Source organism: Microbacterium sp. KKR3/1, assembly GCF_021272365.1.
Classification (GTDB): domain Bacteria; phylum Actinomycetota; class Actinomycetes; order Actinomycetales; family Microbacteriaceae; genus Microbacterium; species Microbacterium aurugineum.
On sequence record NZ_JAJSDW010000001.1, the window covers coordinates 2161829 to 2177003 of the forward strand.

Genomic DNA, 15175 nt, shown 5'->3' on the forward strand with positions numbered 1-15175 from the left:
AGCTTGCCCAACCGATATTTCGGAATATCGTAGAGGCGGGGACCTGGGGAGGTTGGGGTGTCGGCATTTGTCGCGCAGGGGGATGGACATGTACCGCGAGTATCGGCGCACGCGATCAGTAGGCCGCGGCTGACCGCCGCACTCGAGACCGACACACCTCTGACACTCATCCGCTCCGCGTCCGGGTCGGGCAAGACGACCGCCCTCGTGGAGTGGGCGTCCGCCACCGCATCGCGCGTGGTCTGGATCACGGCCTCGCCCGCCATCGCGCCCAGCGCTGCGCTCGCCCGCGCTCTGCTGCGAGCCCTGCCGCACGCGGACGTCGCACACGACCTCGCGGAGGATGGATGGCCTGCCGTGACCTCGCGCCTGCGCCACGCGGAAGGTCCTCTGGTCGTGGTACTCGACGACGCGGCACCCGTGGACCGCGAAGGCGTGTTCGCCCTGTGCCGCGCCATCGCCACCACCCCGCGGACGCGGCTGATCGTCGCCACCAATCGCCCCAGCCCCTTCGACAGCGAGGGTCTGGATCTCGTGATCGACACGAAGGTCATCGCGCCGTCGGACCTCATGTTCGACACCGAGGAGATCTCTCGCGCGCTCGGGGTCGATGACGACATGGCCGGCGAGATCCGGGAGGCGACCGCGGGCTTCCCCGCGCTCATCCGTGCCCTCGTGCTGCGCGGGGCCGGAACGGACACCGAGTCGCTTCGCGCCGCGAACACCGTGATCGAGGACTATCTGCAGGACCGGCTCGCCGAGTGCGGATTCTCCCCGCAGGCGTTGCAGGGGCTGCTGCGGATCAGCGTGACCGACTCGGTGGACCTGCCCCTGGCCGTGGCGCTCACGCGCGACCCCGACATCGCGAAGGCGCTCGACCAGGCCGAGACGTTCGGCTTCGGCCGCTGGACCGGCGACGGCGGCTGCACGTTCACCCTCACACCGCTCACACGCGGCATGCTGCGCCGTGAGCTGCGCCGATCCTTCCCCGGCGAAGTCGCGCACCTCCGACGCCTCGCGGCAGAAGGGGCGATTCGCCGCGACATGCCCCTCGAAGGGCTGCGACTCGCCCTGGAGGACGACGATCTACGGCTCGCGAAACACGTCACGATGTCCGGGTGGAACCGCCTGCTCCACCGCGATCGGCGCGCGGTCGCGGAGCTGCTCGCCGACGTCCCTGTGGCACGACTCAAGCAGGAGCCGCTCGTGGCCATGCTGCTGGGGATGAGCCTCAAACCCAGCAGGCTCCGACGCCAGCGGGGGCTCCAACTGCTGCGTATGGCGGTGGCTGCGGCGAACTCCCGTCGGCCCACCCTGTCAGCCACCGAGCGGATTTTCATCTGGGCGGCGGAGAGCGCCTCCCTGCGTGCCATCGGGCGGCCGGAGCCTGCCGCCCAGGTCGCCGCGCGGGCACTGGCGCTGTTCCAGGAGACACCGGAATCGCAATGGCAGCAGTACGCCCGCGATGTGCCGCTCATGTGCACGCACATCGGCATCTCCCTGTACTACGGCGGACAGCTGGACGAAGCCATCGAGGTCTGGGAGCAGGCCACGGCGCTCGCCGCGGCGCACGGGAGCACGAACGGCTTCCACGGCATCTGCCTCCTCGCGGGTGTCCACGCCCTGAACGGCGACCTGCCCGAAGCGCGGCACTACTTCTCCCTCGTGCGCGACGGCGAGTGGGACCCGGAGCTCCTGGACAGCTACCAGAGCACGTTCTACCGGATCGCCGGTGCGATGCTCGCAGTGGAGGACGGCGACCTCCCGGCGGCGAAGCAGCACATCCGCTTCTTCGAGCCGTACCGAGCGACGAGCGAGCACTGGACGACGATGGCCTCCGTGGAGGCGTGGATCGCCCTGCACGAAGGAGACGCAGCAGGGGGCCTGGAGCGCCTCGAGTCATTCGCGCGCCTCCGAGGGAGGGAGGCGAGTGCCGCGCACGTGCGCCACGCGCTCTCCCGGCCGCGGGTGCTGCTGCACCTCGCCCTCGGTGACGTCGGCACGGCGAAGAGCATCGTCCAGCGCGATGCCGGGTCCGATCGTTTCGGCACCGTCGTCAAGCGGGCACGTCTGGCTCTCATCGACGGCGCGGCCGCTGACGTGGTCCGACTCCTGGGACAGACCCGCCTGCGTCCCTCCACGGCCCGAGAACGCGCCGAAGCGCTGGCGGTGCACAGCGCCGCTCTGCGCCGGGTGTCCCCGGCCGCCGCGCAGCCGTCGAGCGCGACGTTGAGCGCGCAGCTCGCGGACCGCGGCCTCACCACTCCGCTCGTGCTTCTGGGCGCGGAGGACTTCGGTGCGGTCCGCGCCGACCTCGATCCGACCGGTCTCGCCACCTTCCCCCGGCGATCCGCTCTGCCGTCCTTCGCGAGCCGCCCCCGTTTGACCCCCCGTGAGCAGGTGGTGCTGCACGCGCTGACGTCCGGTGCACCGCTGCCGGCGATCGCCGCTGAGCTGCGCGTCTCGCAGAACACCCTCAAGACCCAGCTCCGCAGCATCTACCGCAAGCTCGACGCCGGCAATCGCTCCGAGGCGTTGGAGCAGGCGGCCCGTCACGGCCTCCTGCCCGACTGAGCACACGCCGAAGGCCCCGCCCGTCGCATCACGACGGACGGGGCCTTCCCGACGAGCGTCAGGCCTGCGAGCGGCGTCGGCGCACGATCAGCAGCACGGCACCGCCGAACAGCAGAGCGATCGCCAGAGCCAGCACCCACGGGGCCAGGATTCCGCCGGTGAGCGCGAGCGGCGTCAGCACCGGGTTATCGGTCGAACTCGTCGGCGGCGTGATCGTCTCACCGCCGGGAGGAGTGGCCGTCCCCACAGCCACGTTGTGCAGCTTCGCGCCTGCCGCGTCGGCGTGCACGATCACGGAGTACGTGATCGTGATGCTCTCTCCCTGGGCGAGGCTGCCGCTCCAGCGCAGCTGGTTCCCGTCCACCGCGGGAGCCGCCACCGCGCGGTCACCCACGACGGCGGTCGCACCGGGTCGGAGGTCGGCATGCCGCAGCACTCCGGAGAGGTCATCCGTGATGACGACGTCATCCAGCCCGGTCTCTCCCGTGTTGGTGCCGACGAGCCGGTAGGTGACCACGCTTCCCGCGGCCACGGCCTTCTCCGAACCGGGATCGGCCGTCTTGACGAACGTGAATCCCGGAGTACCGACCGGGTTCTCGGTCGTCACCGGAGGCGGCGTGAGCTCCCCACCGCCGGGCGGGGTGGCGGTCCCCGCGACCGTGTTCGCGATCCTCGCACCACCTGCGTCGCCGTTCACGGTCACCGAGTACGTGATGGTGACGCGCTGACCGACGGCGAGCGCGCCCGACCAGGTGAGCTCGTCACCGTCCACGACCGGAGCGGGCGCGGATCCCTCGATCACGGTCGCCGTGGCGTCGTCGTTGTAGACGGCGTGGGCGAGGACGTCCGAGAGGTCGTCGCTGATGCTCACCGGCGCCAGCGCGGTCTCTCCGGTGTTCACGCCGGTCACCGTGTAGGTGATGACGCTGCCGGGATCGACGCGGGTTCCCGACGCGGGGTCGGCCGACTTGCGGAGCTCGAAGCCGGGCTCGTTGACCGGGTGCTCCGTCGTGGCGGGCGGCGTCTCGATCGGCGGCACACCGCCGGGCGGGGTCGCCGATCCCGAAGCCGAGTTCTCGAGGATCGCTCCCCCGGCATCCGCCTGCACGGTCACGGAATACGTGATCGTGACGGTCTCGCCGACCTGGAGGGCTCCCGTCCACGACAGGCTGTCGCCGGAGACCACCGGGGCGGTCGAGGCGGTCGTGCCGATCAGGGCGGCCGCGTCGTCGTTGTAGTTGGCGTGGGCGAGGACGCCGGAGAGGTCATCCACGATCGCGACCGGATCGAGGACCGTCTCACCGGTGTTCACGCCGGTCACCGTGTAGGTGATGACGCTGCCGGGGTCGACCGCCGTGCCCGCCACCGGGTCGGCGCTCTTCGACACCGAGAATCCGGGGACGTTCACGGCGTTCGTCGTGGTGCCGGGCGGCGGGGTGATGACGGACCCTCCGGGCGGGGTCGCCGTCGCGCTCGCGCTGTTCTCGAGCACGGATCCGACGCCCTCGGGGCCGACCGTCACCGAGTACGTGATGACGACGGTCTGACCGACGGCGAGCGCACCGGACCAGTCGAGCTCCGCGCCGTCGACCGTCACCGCGCCGGCGGGCAGACCGCCGATCACGGCCACAGCGTCCTCGTTGTACGAGGCGTACGGCAGCACCTTCGAGAGGTCGTCCGTGATCTCGACCGGGTCGAGCACCGTCTGACCGGTGTTGACGGCCGTCAACGTGTAGGTGAGCACATCACCGGGATCCACGGCCGTGCCCGCAGCCGGGTCGACGGTCTTGGCGAAGGTGAAGCCGGGCTCGTTGACCGGGTGCTCCGTCGTCGCCGGTGGCGGCGTGATCGGCGTGCCCGGCGTGGTGGGGCTGTCCGGGTCGCTCGGGTCCGTCGGGATGAGTGGCGTCGCCGTGCCCGTGGCCGTGTTCGCGATCGTCTCACCCCCGGCGGTCGGGTCGACCGTCACGGAATAGGTGATGACGACGTTCTGACCGGGGAGCAGCACGCCGCTCCAGTCGAGGGCGTCGTCCACCACGCTGACGTCGCCGCGGGTGGCCGTCACGTCGTCGTTGTACGAGGCATGAGCGAGCGCGCCGCGCAGGTCATCGGCGATCGAGGCAGGGTCGAGCACGGTGTCACCCGTGTTCGTGCCCGTGACGGTGTAGGTGATCACGCTGCCGGGATCGACACGCGTCCCCGATGCGGGGTCGGCGGACTTCGCGACCGTGAAGCCGGGGCTGGCGACCGGGTGCTCCGTCGTCGACGGCGGCGTGGTGACCGGGGTACCGGGCGTGGTGGGGCTGTCCGGGTCGGTCGGGTCCACCGGGATGAGCGGGGTCCCCTCACCCGTGACGGTGTTGCGCAGCAGCACGCCGGTCGCGTCGGCGTCGACCGTCACCGTGTAGGTGATGTCGACCCTGGCGCCGGGAGCGAGCGCCCCGGTCCAGGTGAGCGTCGTGCCGTCGAGCTCGACGGCTCCGGTCGATGCGCTCGCGTCGCCGCCGTACTGAGCGTGGGCGAGCACGGCGGACAGGTCGTCGACGATGGACGCGGGGTCGAGCGTCGTGTTACCCGTGTTGACACCGGAGATCGTGTACGTGATCGTGTCGCCCGCGCGCACGGCGGTGTCGGAGACGGGGTCCGCGGACTTCGTCACCTCGAGGCCGGTCTCGACGACCGGGTGGTTCGTCTCCGCGGGCGGCGGGACGATCGGGGTCCCCGGGGTCGTGGGACCGTCGGGGTCGGCCGGGTCGACCGGGATCCGCGGTGTGGCCGTGCCACTGGCGACGTTGTTCAGCAGCGCCTTCTGGACTCCGGCATCGATGGTCACCGAGTAGCGGATGGTGACAGACTCGCCGCGGGGCACATCGCCCGTCCAGGTGAGCGTGTCGCCGCTGACGGTGACGGAGCCGCGGTCGGCGGTCACGTCGTCGTTGTAGCCGGCGTCATCGAGCACACCCGACAGGTCGTCGACGATCCGGGCCGGATCGAGGTCGGTGTCACCCGTGTTGGTTCCGGTGATCGTGTAGGTCACGGTGTCGCCGGCCGAGACGGCGGTGCCCGAGGCGGGGTCGGCGGACTTGCTGATCGTGAATCCCGAACCGATCACCGGGTGCTCGGTGGTGACCGTGGGCGGGACGATGGGTTCGCCCGGCACCTGCGGTCCGTCGGGGTCACTCGGGTCCGGAGTCGTGGGCGTCGCGGTGCCGCTGACGGTGTTCTTCAGGATCTCACCCGAGGTGTCGGCCTCCACGGTCACGGAGTACGTGATCGTCACGGTCTGTCCGGGCTGGAGAGTGCCGGTCCAGGCGAGGTCGTCGCCCGTGATGGTCGCTGCGCCCGCGGCGACGGGTGCGCCGTCGATCTCGGTGGCGACGTCTGAGTTGTAGGCGGCGTGTGCGAACACGGCCGACAGGTCGTCGGAGAGGGAGGCCGGACTCAGCACCGTGGCACCGGTGTTGGTGCCGGTCACCGTGTATTCGATGGTCTGCCCCGGCTCCACGACGGTGCCGGCAGCGGGGCTGGAGCTCTTGGCGACGGTGTAGCCCGCTACGGGGTGCTCGGTCGCGACCGCGGGAGGATCGACCGGGGGCAAGCCGCCGGGAGGGGTGCCGGAGGCGGTGACGCTGTTGGCGATCCGCTCTCCTTCGACATCGGCGTCAACGATCACCGAATACGTGATGGTGAGCACCTGACCGGGCTCGAGCGCGCCGGTCCAGGCGAGGTCGTCACCGGTGATGGTTGCGGCGCCGGATGCGACGGGGGAGCCGTCGAGCTCCGTGGCGACGTCTCCCTGGTACTCGGCGAACGCGAGCACGCCGGACAGGTCGTCGCTCACGCGGACGGGGTCGAGGAGCGTGTTGCCCGTGTTCTCCGCCTCGACGGTGTACGTGATGCGCTGACCCGCCTGCACGGCGACACCGTCGGCCGGGTCGGAGGTCTTGCGCAGCGCCAGGTCGGGTGCGAGACGTACGTTCGTGAACGTGCACGTGACGTCGGTGCCGAGCGCACCGGCGGGCTGGACGACGCTGCCGTCTGCGGTCACGGCGACCGGAGACGTGGAGCCGTCGGATTCGACCTGCACGCAGTCGAGCGATTCGGCGTACCGGGTGCTGTCCGTGGTTCCGGATGCGGACTCGGAGAGGCGGAAGGTGTCGCCCTGGTTGGTGAACACCGGTCCGGCGTAGTCCGGCTGCAGCCCCGTGGCCTCTCCGCGGGTGGTGGCGTCCGTCTGCGCGACCTGATAGCCGGCCGGCGACTGCACACGCAGGGCGAACTGGTCGGTGGCGGCGTGACGCCCCTCGGGGAGGTCCTTCTTCAGCGTGAGGGTGTTCGGGAAGGTGCAGCTGGCCATGTCGGTCGGCCCGAAGGTTCCGATCGAGGTGGTGTTGACGGTCACGCCGCGGGGGAGGTCGACCTCGATGATGCGGTTTCCGCCTCCGGAGACCGACACGAAGATGTGGCCGAGGTTTCCGAACGCGATGCCGTTGCCCTGCACGCCGTCGCCCATGTTGTGGACCTGCTTGGCCTCGATGGTCGCGGTGCTCGGCACGAGCGAGGTGGGAAGGTCGGACGAGTAGATGACATTGTCGGCCACGAGCACGAGCTGGCCCGAGGCGCTGAAGGCCATGTCGCCGTTGGCGCCGAACGCGCTGCTGCCGGCGGTGGGGCGGAGCGTGCCGACCTGCACGTAGGCCTGCGGAGTGACGCTCTCGTTCCAGGCGTAGAGGTTGATGGCGCCGCTGGCGGTACCGCTGGCGAAGTAGTAGACACCGGTCACCGGGTGGACGGCACCTCGGAGCACGGAGGAGTTGAGCGTGAACGTGGTGCGGCTCGTGGAGTCGGTCACGCGGTCATGCTTGGCCAGCACCTTGGATCCGGCCGCATTGGTGACCGTGTAGGCGTAGCGGCCGCTGGAGGAGATGCCGAGGGCATTGTTGGAGTGGTCGACGCCGAGGGTGGTGGAACCGAGCGTGCCGCCGTTTCCCGGGGTGCCGCCCTGCTCGTCCACAATGAACTCGCGCACCTCTGTCGTGCTCTGCACGTACACGGCGCCCGGCGTGCAGAGGAACGGGTCAGCCGCGATCGCGGGAGCCGCCGTGACCGTGCCTCCGATGAAAACCATCGACGAGGCGACCAGCGCCGTGCTCAGGGCGCCTCCGATCAGCTTCTTCGCACGGCCCCGCCAGCGGCTGTGCCGCTCGGACGGAAGGCCATCGGCTGTGTGGTCCTTGCGGGCAACACGAAACCCCATGACAGACTCCCCATTCATCGCTTCCCCGGTGCGCGTTCGCACACGGAAACCCCCGCCCCCTCAGGCGACCGCCGAGCACCATCCAGACATGGCGAACTCGGCTCGGGCCATCCGCCAGACTGCCCGGCCCGCGACAACCGCTCCGGCCGATCCCGGAGAATTCACCCCGCCTTTTCACCCCGCGCACGGCATGCTCCCTCCGCACGGGCTCTCGCGTCCCGGTGGGGAGGGATGCCATGCTGTCGGGATGCAGCGCACCACCAAGATCACGACCGCGGTCGTCGTCGTCGCCATCGCGGGGTTGGTCGCCGTAGCGGCTCCCGCCGTGATCGGCGCCGCGCCGGCTGTCGTCGACGCGGGCTCGTGGGTGTCGGAGCGCTTCGCCGCCGAGCCTTCCACGGCCCCGACGAGTCGCGCGGAGAAGACCGAGCAGGGCGGACTCGTCGACCTGGGCGACGGCATCAGCGTTCCCGCCGGTGGTCCCGGTGACTGCACCACCAACGCGCTCATCAACATCTACCGGGACGACGGCTCTCCGATGCACGCCAAGCTCCTGGGCGAGCTCGTCGAGATGGGCGCGTCGGAGCTGGCGAGCGGACCCGTCACGCTGGATGCGGCCGGCAAGATCTTCTCCTACGAGGTGCAGGCCGGCGACAGCCTCATCGCGATCGGCGAGCGATTCTGCGTCGACTACGTCACGGTCTCCAGCTTCAACCACGTGCGCGGCAACGAGCCGATCAGCCCGGGCGACACCCTCTACCTGCGCCCGGATCCGACGCTTCCGTTCGTCGACATCTACGGGCCGTACAACGCCGAGCCCGGCTCCTCCACCATCCCCTACTACGACGGCGTGGCGGCGTTCTCGACCGCTGTCGCCACGGCAGATCTGGGTGCCGCCCGGTGGCTCTGGAAGCGCCTCGAGAAGGACATGCACCCGGAGACCGCAGCCGTGATCACCCAGGCGTTGAGCGACGACGATCTTCCGCTGCTCCGCCGCCTGTTCCCGTAGCAGCGGGATTCCGCGCCGCCGTTCGGCGAGCCCTCGTTTCCGCGCGCCCGGAAACCCTCAGGAAACTTCTCGGAAGATCCTGGTATTCGGTGTTGCTAAGTACCGGTACTCGGTGTTACTTTGTACCGGTACCCAGCAACACTGAGTACCGAGAGAGGAAGGGAGGACCTGATGGGCAAGCAGATGACCGAGATGCTCAAGGGCACTCTGGAGGGCATCGTTCTGGCGCTCCTCGCCGAGCAGCCGGCCTACGGATACGAGATCACGACCCGCATCCGGGACCACGGGTTCACCGACATCGCCGAGGGCACGATCTACGCACTCCTGGTGCGCATCGAGCAGAAGAAGCTCGTCGACGTCGAGAAGGTCCCGAGCGAGAAGGGGCCGCCCCGCAAGGTGTACTCCCTGAACGCGCAGGGCCGTCAGGAGCTCGGGGAGTTCTGGAAGACCTGGGACTTCCTCCGCACGCACATCGAACGACTGAACAACACGAACGAGGAGAACTGATCATGGCCGCGAAGTGGATCGAAGCGCTCACCGGATCGCTCGAGCAGAAGAAGCAGTACAAGCAGGCCAAGGCCCGCATCGACGCCCTCCCCTCGCCGTACCGCGAGGTGGCGAACGCCCAGTACCGGTACTACCTCTACTACGGCGGCATCACCGACGGAGACACCATCGTCACCATGTTCCTCGACCTCGCGGACCTGTGGGAGCGCGCTGCCATCGACGGCACCCCCGTCAGCGCGATCGTGGGCGACGACCCCGTCGAGTACGCCGAGGAGTATGCCCGCGCCTACGGCGGCACCCAGTGGATCGACAAGGAGCGCGCGCGCCTCATCAAGGCGTTCGACGACGCGAGGAAGAAGGAGAACGAGTCATGACGAACGCCGCCATCTCGGTACGCGGTATCGAGAAGTCCTACAAGGATCTGCATGTCCTGCGCGGGGTCGACTTCGAGGTCGAGAAGGGCAGCATCTTCGCCCTCCTCGGCTCGAACGGCGCCGGCAAGACCACGATGGTGCGTGTCCTCTCCACCCTGCTGAAGGCGGATACCGGAATGGCGACCGTGCAGGGTATCGACGTGGCCGCGAACCCGGTCGGCGTCCGGGAGCGCATCAGCCTCACCGGACAGTTCGCCGCCGTCGACGAGATCCTCACCGGACGCGAGAACCTGGTGCTGGTCGCGAAGCTGCGGCATCTGCCCGACCCCGGGAAGGTCGCCGACGATCTGCTGGCGACCTTCCGCCTGACGGATGCCGGCAACCGCAAGGTCGGCACCTACTCGGGCGGCATGCGTCGCCGGCTCGACATCGCGATGAGCCTGGTCGGGCACCCCGAGGTCATCTACCTCGACGAACCGACCACCGGACTCGACCCCGAAGCCCGCATCGAGGTGTGGGACGTGGTCAAGGAGCTCGCGAACACCGGCACCACCGTACTCCTGACCACGCAGTACCTCGATGAGGCGGAGCAACTGGCCGACCGCATCGCGATCCTGCACGAGGGCCGCATCATCGCGAACGACACCCTCGCCGGGCTGAAGCGCCTGCTGCCGGCCGCGAAGGTCGAGTACGTCGAGAAGCAGCCCACCCTCGAGGAGATCTTCCTCACCCTCATCGGCCCCTCGTCCACGCAGAAGGAGGACGCAGCATGACCATGCACTTCACCGCCGACACGGCGACGCTCACCGGCCGCTCCATGCGGCACATCTTCCGTAGTCCCGACACCATCATCACCACGGCGGTCACCCCGATCGCCCTGATGCTGCTGTTCGTGTACGTCTTCGGCGGCGCGCTCCAGCAGAGCACCGGCACCGAGAACTACGTGAACTACCTGCTCCCCGGCATCCTGCTCATCGCGATCGCCTCGGGGATCGCTTACACCGCGTTCCGGCTCTTCACCGACATGCAGAGCGGGATCTTCGAGCGCTTCCACTCCATGCCGATCGCCCGGTCGAGTGTGCTGTGGGCGCACGTGCTCACCTCACTGACCGCGAATGCGATCACCCTGGCGATCATCTTCGGCGTCGGATTCGTGATGGGCTTCCGCACCGGGGCGAGCTTCTGGGCCTGGCTCGCCGTCATCAGCATCCTGATGCTGTTCACCCTGGCGCTCACCTGGCTCGCCATCATCGCGGGCCTGAACGCCAAGACGGTCGACGGGGCGAGCGCGTTCTCGTACCCGCTGATCTTCCTCCCGTTCATCAGCTCGGCCTTCGTCCCGACCGACACCATGCCGGCACCGGTGCAGTGGTTCGCCGAGAATCAGCCGGTCACCTCGATCGTCAACACCATCCAGGCGCTGTTCGCCGAGCAGCCCGTCGGCAACGACATCTGGGTCGCCCTCGCCTGGTGCGTCGGCATCCTCGTGGTCGCCTACGTGTTCGCGATCATCTCCTACCGGAAGAAGGTCAGCTGATCTTCTCCCCGATCTGGCCCCGCACCAGATGAAGGAGATCTCTTGATTCGAAGGCCCCTCAGAACCCCTGAGTCCTTCAGATCAAGAGATCTCCTTCATCTGCGTGTGGGCGTCGGCCGGAGCAGACCTCGGCGTGCTCAGACCGTGCGCAGCGCCGTGGTGGGCGACAGTCGCGCGGCACTGATCGCGGGGTACAGCCCCGCGATCACGCCGACTACCAGCGCCACGACCGGACCACCGACCAGCACGACCACGGGGATCGTCACCGCCTGGCCCTGGATCGTGGCGTAGGCGAAGACCCCGAGCGCCCCGCACACCGCCCCGGCGATGCCCCCCAGGCCGCCGAGCACGATCGCCTCCGCCACGAACTGACCCGCGATCTGCCCCGAACGAGCGCCGAGCGCCCGCCGGAGTCCGATCTCGCCGCGCCGCTCCAGCACCGCCACCACCATGGTGTTCGCGATGCCGATCCCTCCGACCAGCAGAGCGATCGCCGCGAGACCGACCGCGAGGCCGGACAGCGAATCATCCGCGGTGTCCCGCGCCCCGGCGAGCTCGCCGAGTCCGGTCACCTGCACATACGGGGAGGACGGGTTCGCGGCGCGACCGATCGCCTCGCGGACCTTCTCGCCCGTACCGCCGTCGGCCATGCGCACATAGATCGACGCGATGGTGTCGTCACCCTCCGCCGACACATGCTCCGCCGCCCAATGGTCGCCGAGGAATGCGCTCGCATCGATCGACTCGGCGAGGCCGGCCGAATCGAGTATCCCGATCACCGTGTACCACTGCTCCCCGATCCACACCCGCACGCCCGGCTCCGTGATGCCCATGCGTGCGGCTGCCGCCGATCCGAGCACGGTCACCGGCAGCGAGCGGTCGGTCTCGTCGAACCACGACCCCTTCGCCACCGATCCCTCCACCGACGACAGGAAGTCGGGACCCGCGGCATACGCGGCCAATCCGTTGCCATGGCTCTTCGGGATGAGGTCGTTGCGGTACACACCGATGCCGTCCGGCACCTTCTCGAGAACCCCGACCTGCTCGACGCCGCTCACCCGCTCGATCATCCCGGCCGCGGTCTCGGGAAGCGCCACCGGCTTGTTGTCGGGCCCGTACCCCGGCTGCACCACGATCATGTTGGCGCCGAGCGCGTCGAGCTTGGCCAACAGCTCCGCCTGGTTCGAGGCGGCGATACCGGTGATGGCGGTGAGCGCCGCGATACCGACAGCGACCCCGAGCGCCGACAACGCCGTGCGCATCTTGCGACTGCGAGGACCGATGAGAGCCGTGCGGATGCTGTCCGCGACGCTGAGCCGGGGCATCCGCTCTCCCGTGCGCCTCATGCCGCGACCTCGTCCTGTTCCCGCCTACCGGTATCGCTCATGATCCGCCCGTCGTTGATTCTGACCTGTCGTTGCGTGCGCTCGGCGATGTGCGGGTCGTGCGTGATGATCACGACCGCTGTGCCGGAGTCTGCGATCGATGTGAGCAGTTCGAGGATGTGCTCGCCCGTGCTCGAGTCGAGCGCGCCGGTCGGCTCGTCGGCGAACAGCACCGACGGCTCCCCGACGATCGCGCGGGCGATCGCCACGCGCTGCTGTTCTCCTCCGGACAGCTGACCGGGTCGGTGCCTCATGCGCGCACCGAGGCCGACCCGCTCGAGCGCAGCCGCGGCCCGCACCGTGCGCTCCGCCGAGGGCACCCCCGAGTACAGGAGCCCGAGCGCGACGTTGTCGACCGCGCTCAGCGCGGGCAGCAGGAAGAACTGCTGAAACACGAAACCGATGCGGCGAGCGCGCAGAGCTGCACGCTCGTGCTCGGCGAGCCACGCGACATCCGTCCCGTCGATCAGCACGGTGCCACTGGTGGGGTCGTCGAGCGTTCCCATGATCGAGAGCATCGTGCTCTTCCCCGATCCGGATGCGCCGACGACGGCCACCAGCTCGCCGCTCTCGATCGCGAGGCTCATGCCGTGCAGCACGCGCAGCGGGGGGTTGCCGGGATACTCCTTGATCACCTCGACGAGTTCGACGACGGTATCGGGCGTCATTGCGCCACCACCACGGCATCACCGGCGGCGAGATCCCCGCCGACCACCTGCACCCGGGTGTCGGCGATCAGTCCGACCTCCACCGAGACACGTTCGACCTTGCCGCCCTTGCGCAGCACGTCGACCGCGTAGCCGCCGTCGGTCGTCGCCACGAGCGCGGTGACGGGAACGACGAGTGCGTCCTTCACCTCGGAGGTCGCGAACACGACCTTGACGGCGCGCAGACCGATGCCCTCCGCGACGGCGGGATCCTCGAATTCGATGTTCGCGGTGGCCGGGGTGGTCTCGCCCTCTTTGCCGGTCGGTTGGCCGCCAGGATCGACGGCGGCCACCGTCGCGGGGACCTCGGTGCCGTCCGGAAGGATCACGGTCACCGGCGTCGCCGGCAGGATCTCGCGCGCCTGGGCTTCGGTGAGCGTGGCCACCACGCGCAGGGTCGTGCTCGTATACGTGAGCGGGCTGGTCGCTGCAGGATCACCGAGCTTTCCCGTCACGGAGTCGACGCGCACCGAGGCGGCGGTGATCGCGACGACATCACCCAGCTTCACGACGCCGTCCTTGGTCACGCCGAGCGACTTCTGCCACGCCTTGACGTTGGCTTCGGTGACCCGCGTGAACTCGTCGTCCACGGTCATGTCCTTGCCGAAGCCGAGATCGGCGAGCGCCTGCTCGAGCTGTCGCACGTCGGGTCCGTTCTCGACGCCGACGCCGAGATCGCGCCAGAACGGACGGTCACCGCGCATCGCGATCACCGGCTTGCCGTCGACCTCGTAGATCGACTGACCCGCTTCGATCACGTCGCCCGCCGCCGGGAGCCGCGTGATGGTGCCCCCGCGACCGGGCAGAGCGGTGGAGGAGCCGTAGCTCAGGCTGCCGTTGAGTCTGAGGTCGGAAGTCAGCGTGGTGAGCTCGGCCTTGGTCGTCACCGGCTTGTCGTCGTCCTTCGGCGTCTCGGCCACGGAGCTCCACGGCTGCAGCACCGCCAGGGTCACCGCGGCAGCCACGAGCAACGCCCCCACGGGCACGAGCACCTTCGTCAGCCGCCGGCTCATTCCTCGCCTCCGGACGGCAGCGTGGTCGCCGCCATGAAGCCGCCTTCGAAGTACTCGTTCATCAGGGCGAACCAGTCGAAGTCGACGGATTCGATGCTCTCGGGCGTGAACATCGGCGGCATCTCGCCGGTCTTCTCCGCGCACGCCTCGAGGAGGGTGCGCGCCTCGTCTTCCGTGATCCCGACCGGCATTTCGAGCATGCCGTCGGCGTCGGGATCCGCGAAGGCAGCGAAGCCGTTGTCCCTGGCGCACGCGGCGAACGCGAGCCCGGACTCGATGAGATCCTCGGGCGAGATCATCTGCGTCTGCGCGCCATCGGCCCCCGACATGTCGGGCTCAGGCTGTGCGAACTCGGGAACCTCCTCCTCGCACTTCTCCCACGCGGCCCGCTGCCCCCCCTCCGGGTATCCCGAGGCGGCTGTCGCGGCGAGCCACATGCCGTCCTCATCTGAGACGATCGTGGTGATCGCCATCTCCTCGCCGCCCATCGTGGCGGTGCTGTCGCTCAGCGTTCCCATCCCGCCGTCGCCGGCAGCGTCCGGCATAAGCAGGCCGACCTGGCCGCCGTCGACGATCTTCGCCGTCTGGCCCTCATCGGTGAGGCAGGTCACGAACCGGGCAGCGGCCGCATCGTTGGCGCCCTCCTTCGTCTTGTCATCCCCGGACGGGGCGCTGCATGCAGAGAGCGCGAAGAGCGCGATGACAGCGGGCATCACCACCATGGAACGGTGTGCTTTCGAATCGAACATGACATTTCCTTTCTCGCGGTCGCAGCTCATCCACGACGTGCAGTCAGTTCTACGGAGGCGATG

At 69.1% G+C, this 15175-nt stretch carries 11 protein-coding genes; 6 read left to right on the plus strand and 5 right to left on the minus strand.

Annotated elements, in window-relative coordinates; translation table 11 throughout:
- Positions 1 to 57 precede the first annotated feature (57 nt).
- On the plus strand, positions 58 to 2574 hold the full coding sequence (locus LVJ59_RS10320; protein ID WP_232762940.1) for a LuxR C-terminal-related transcriptional regulator: 2517 nt from the start codon (positions 58 to 60) through the stop codon (positions 2572 to 2574).
- A gap of 58 nt (positions 2575 to 2632) precedes the next feature.
- Here the strand turns inward: LVJ59_RS10320 and LVJ59_RS10325 are convergent, their stop codons facing one another.
- On the minus strand, positions 2633 to 7831 hold the full coding sequence (locus tag LVJ59_RS10325) for an isopeptide-forming domain-containing fimbrial protein (protein WP_232762941.1): 5199 nt from the start codon (positions 7829 to 7831) through the stop codon (positions 2633 to 2635).
- A 247-nt stretch (positions 7832 to 8078) separates the two neighbouring features.
- Here LVJ59_RS10325 and LVJ59_RS10330 point away from each other — a divergent pair, with 247 nt between their 5' ends.
- From LVJ59_RS10330 to LVJ59_RS10350, 5 genes are all read left to right on the plus strand, one after another.
- Positions 8079 to 8840, plus strand: a complete 762-nt coding sequence (locus LVJ59_RS10330; protein ID WP_232762942.1) for a LysM domain-containing protein — start codon at positions 8079 to 8081, stop codon at positions 8838 to 8840.
- A 171-nt stretch (positions 8841 to 9011) separates the two neighbouring features.
- Positions 9012 to 9347: a PadR family transcriptional regulator gene (locus tag LVJ59_RS10335; RefSeq protein WP_232762943.1), complete on the plus strand. Its 336-nt coding sequence runs from the start codon at positions 9012 to 9014 to the stop codon at positions 9345 to 9347.
- A 2-nt stretch (positions 9348 to 9349) separates the two neighbouring features.
- Positions 9350 to 9721, plus strand: a complete 372-nt coding sequence (locus LVJ59_RS10340; RefSeq protein ID WP_153243303.1) for a DUF1048 domain-containing protein — start codon at positions 9350 to 9352, stop codon at positions 9719 to 9721.
- Entirely contained in the window at positions 9718 to 10494 is a 777-nt protein-coding gene (locus LVJ59_RS10345) for an ABC transporter ATP-binding protein (RefSeq protein WP_232762944.1), read from the plus strand. The genes LVJ59_RS10340 and LVJ59_RS10345 overlap by 4 nt, the downstream gene beginning before the upstream one ends.
- The gene (locus tag LVJ59_RS10350) at positions 10491 to 11258 is read left to right on the plus strand and encodes an ABC transporter permease (RefSeq protein WP_232762945.1); all 768 of its coding nucleotides are present in this window, start codon (positions 10491 to 10493) and stop codon (positions 11256 to 11258) included. The genes LVJ59_RS10345 and LVJ59_RS10350 overlap by 4 nt, the downstream gene beginning before the upstream one ends.
- Before the next feature lie 137 nt (positions 11259 to 11395).
- Here LVJ59_RS10350 and LVJ59_RS10355 read toward each other — a convergent pair whose 3' ends face one another.
- From LVJ59_RS10355 to LVJ59_RS10370, 4 genes are read right to left on the minus strand one after another with little or no spacing between them, the layout of a single operon-like run.
- A complete protein-coding gene (locus LVJ59_RS10355; RefSeq protein ID WP_232762946.1) occupies positions 11396 to 12604 on the minus strand; it encodes an ABC transporter permease in 1209 nt (402 codons plus the stop codon).
- Positions 12601 to 13311 carry an ABC transporter ATP-binding protein gene (locus LVJ59_RS10360; protein ID WP_232762947.1) on the minus strand — a complete coding sequence of 237 codons (711 nt, stop codon included), beginning with the start codon at positions 13309 to 13311 and terminating at the stop codon, positions 12601 to 12603. Before LVJ59_RS10360 ends, LVJ59_RS10355 begins: the two co-directional genes overlap by 4 nt.
- Positions 13308 to 14363 carry an efflux RND transporter periplasmic adaptor subunit gene (locus LVJ59_RS10365; protein WP_232762948.1) on the minus strand — a complete coding sequence of 352 codons (1056 nt, stop codon included), beginning with the start codon at positions 14361 to 14363 and terminating at the stop codon, positions 13308 to 13310. The genes LVJ59_RS10360 and LVJ59_RS10365 overlap by 4 nt, the downstream gene beginning before the upstream one ends.
- Positions 14360 to 15112 (minus strand): hypothetical protein, encoded by a 753-nt coding sequence (locus tag LVJ59_RS10370; protein ID WP_232762949.1) that lies wholly within the window; start codon positions 15110 to 15112, stop codon positions 14360 to 14362. Before LVJ59_RS10370 ends, LVJ59_RS10365 begins: the two co-directional genes overlap by 4 nt.
- Between the last annotated feature and the right edge of the window lie 63 nt (positions 15113 to 15175).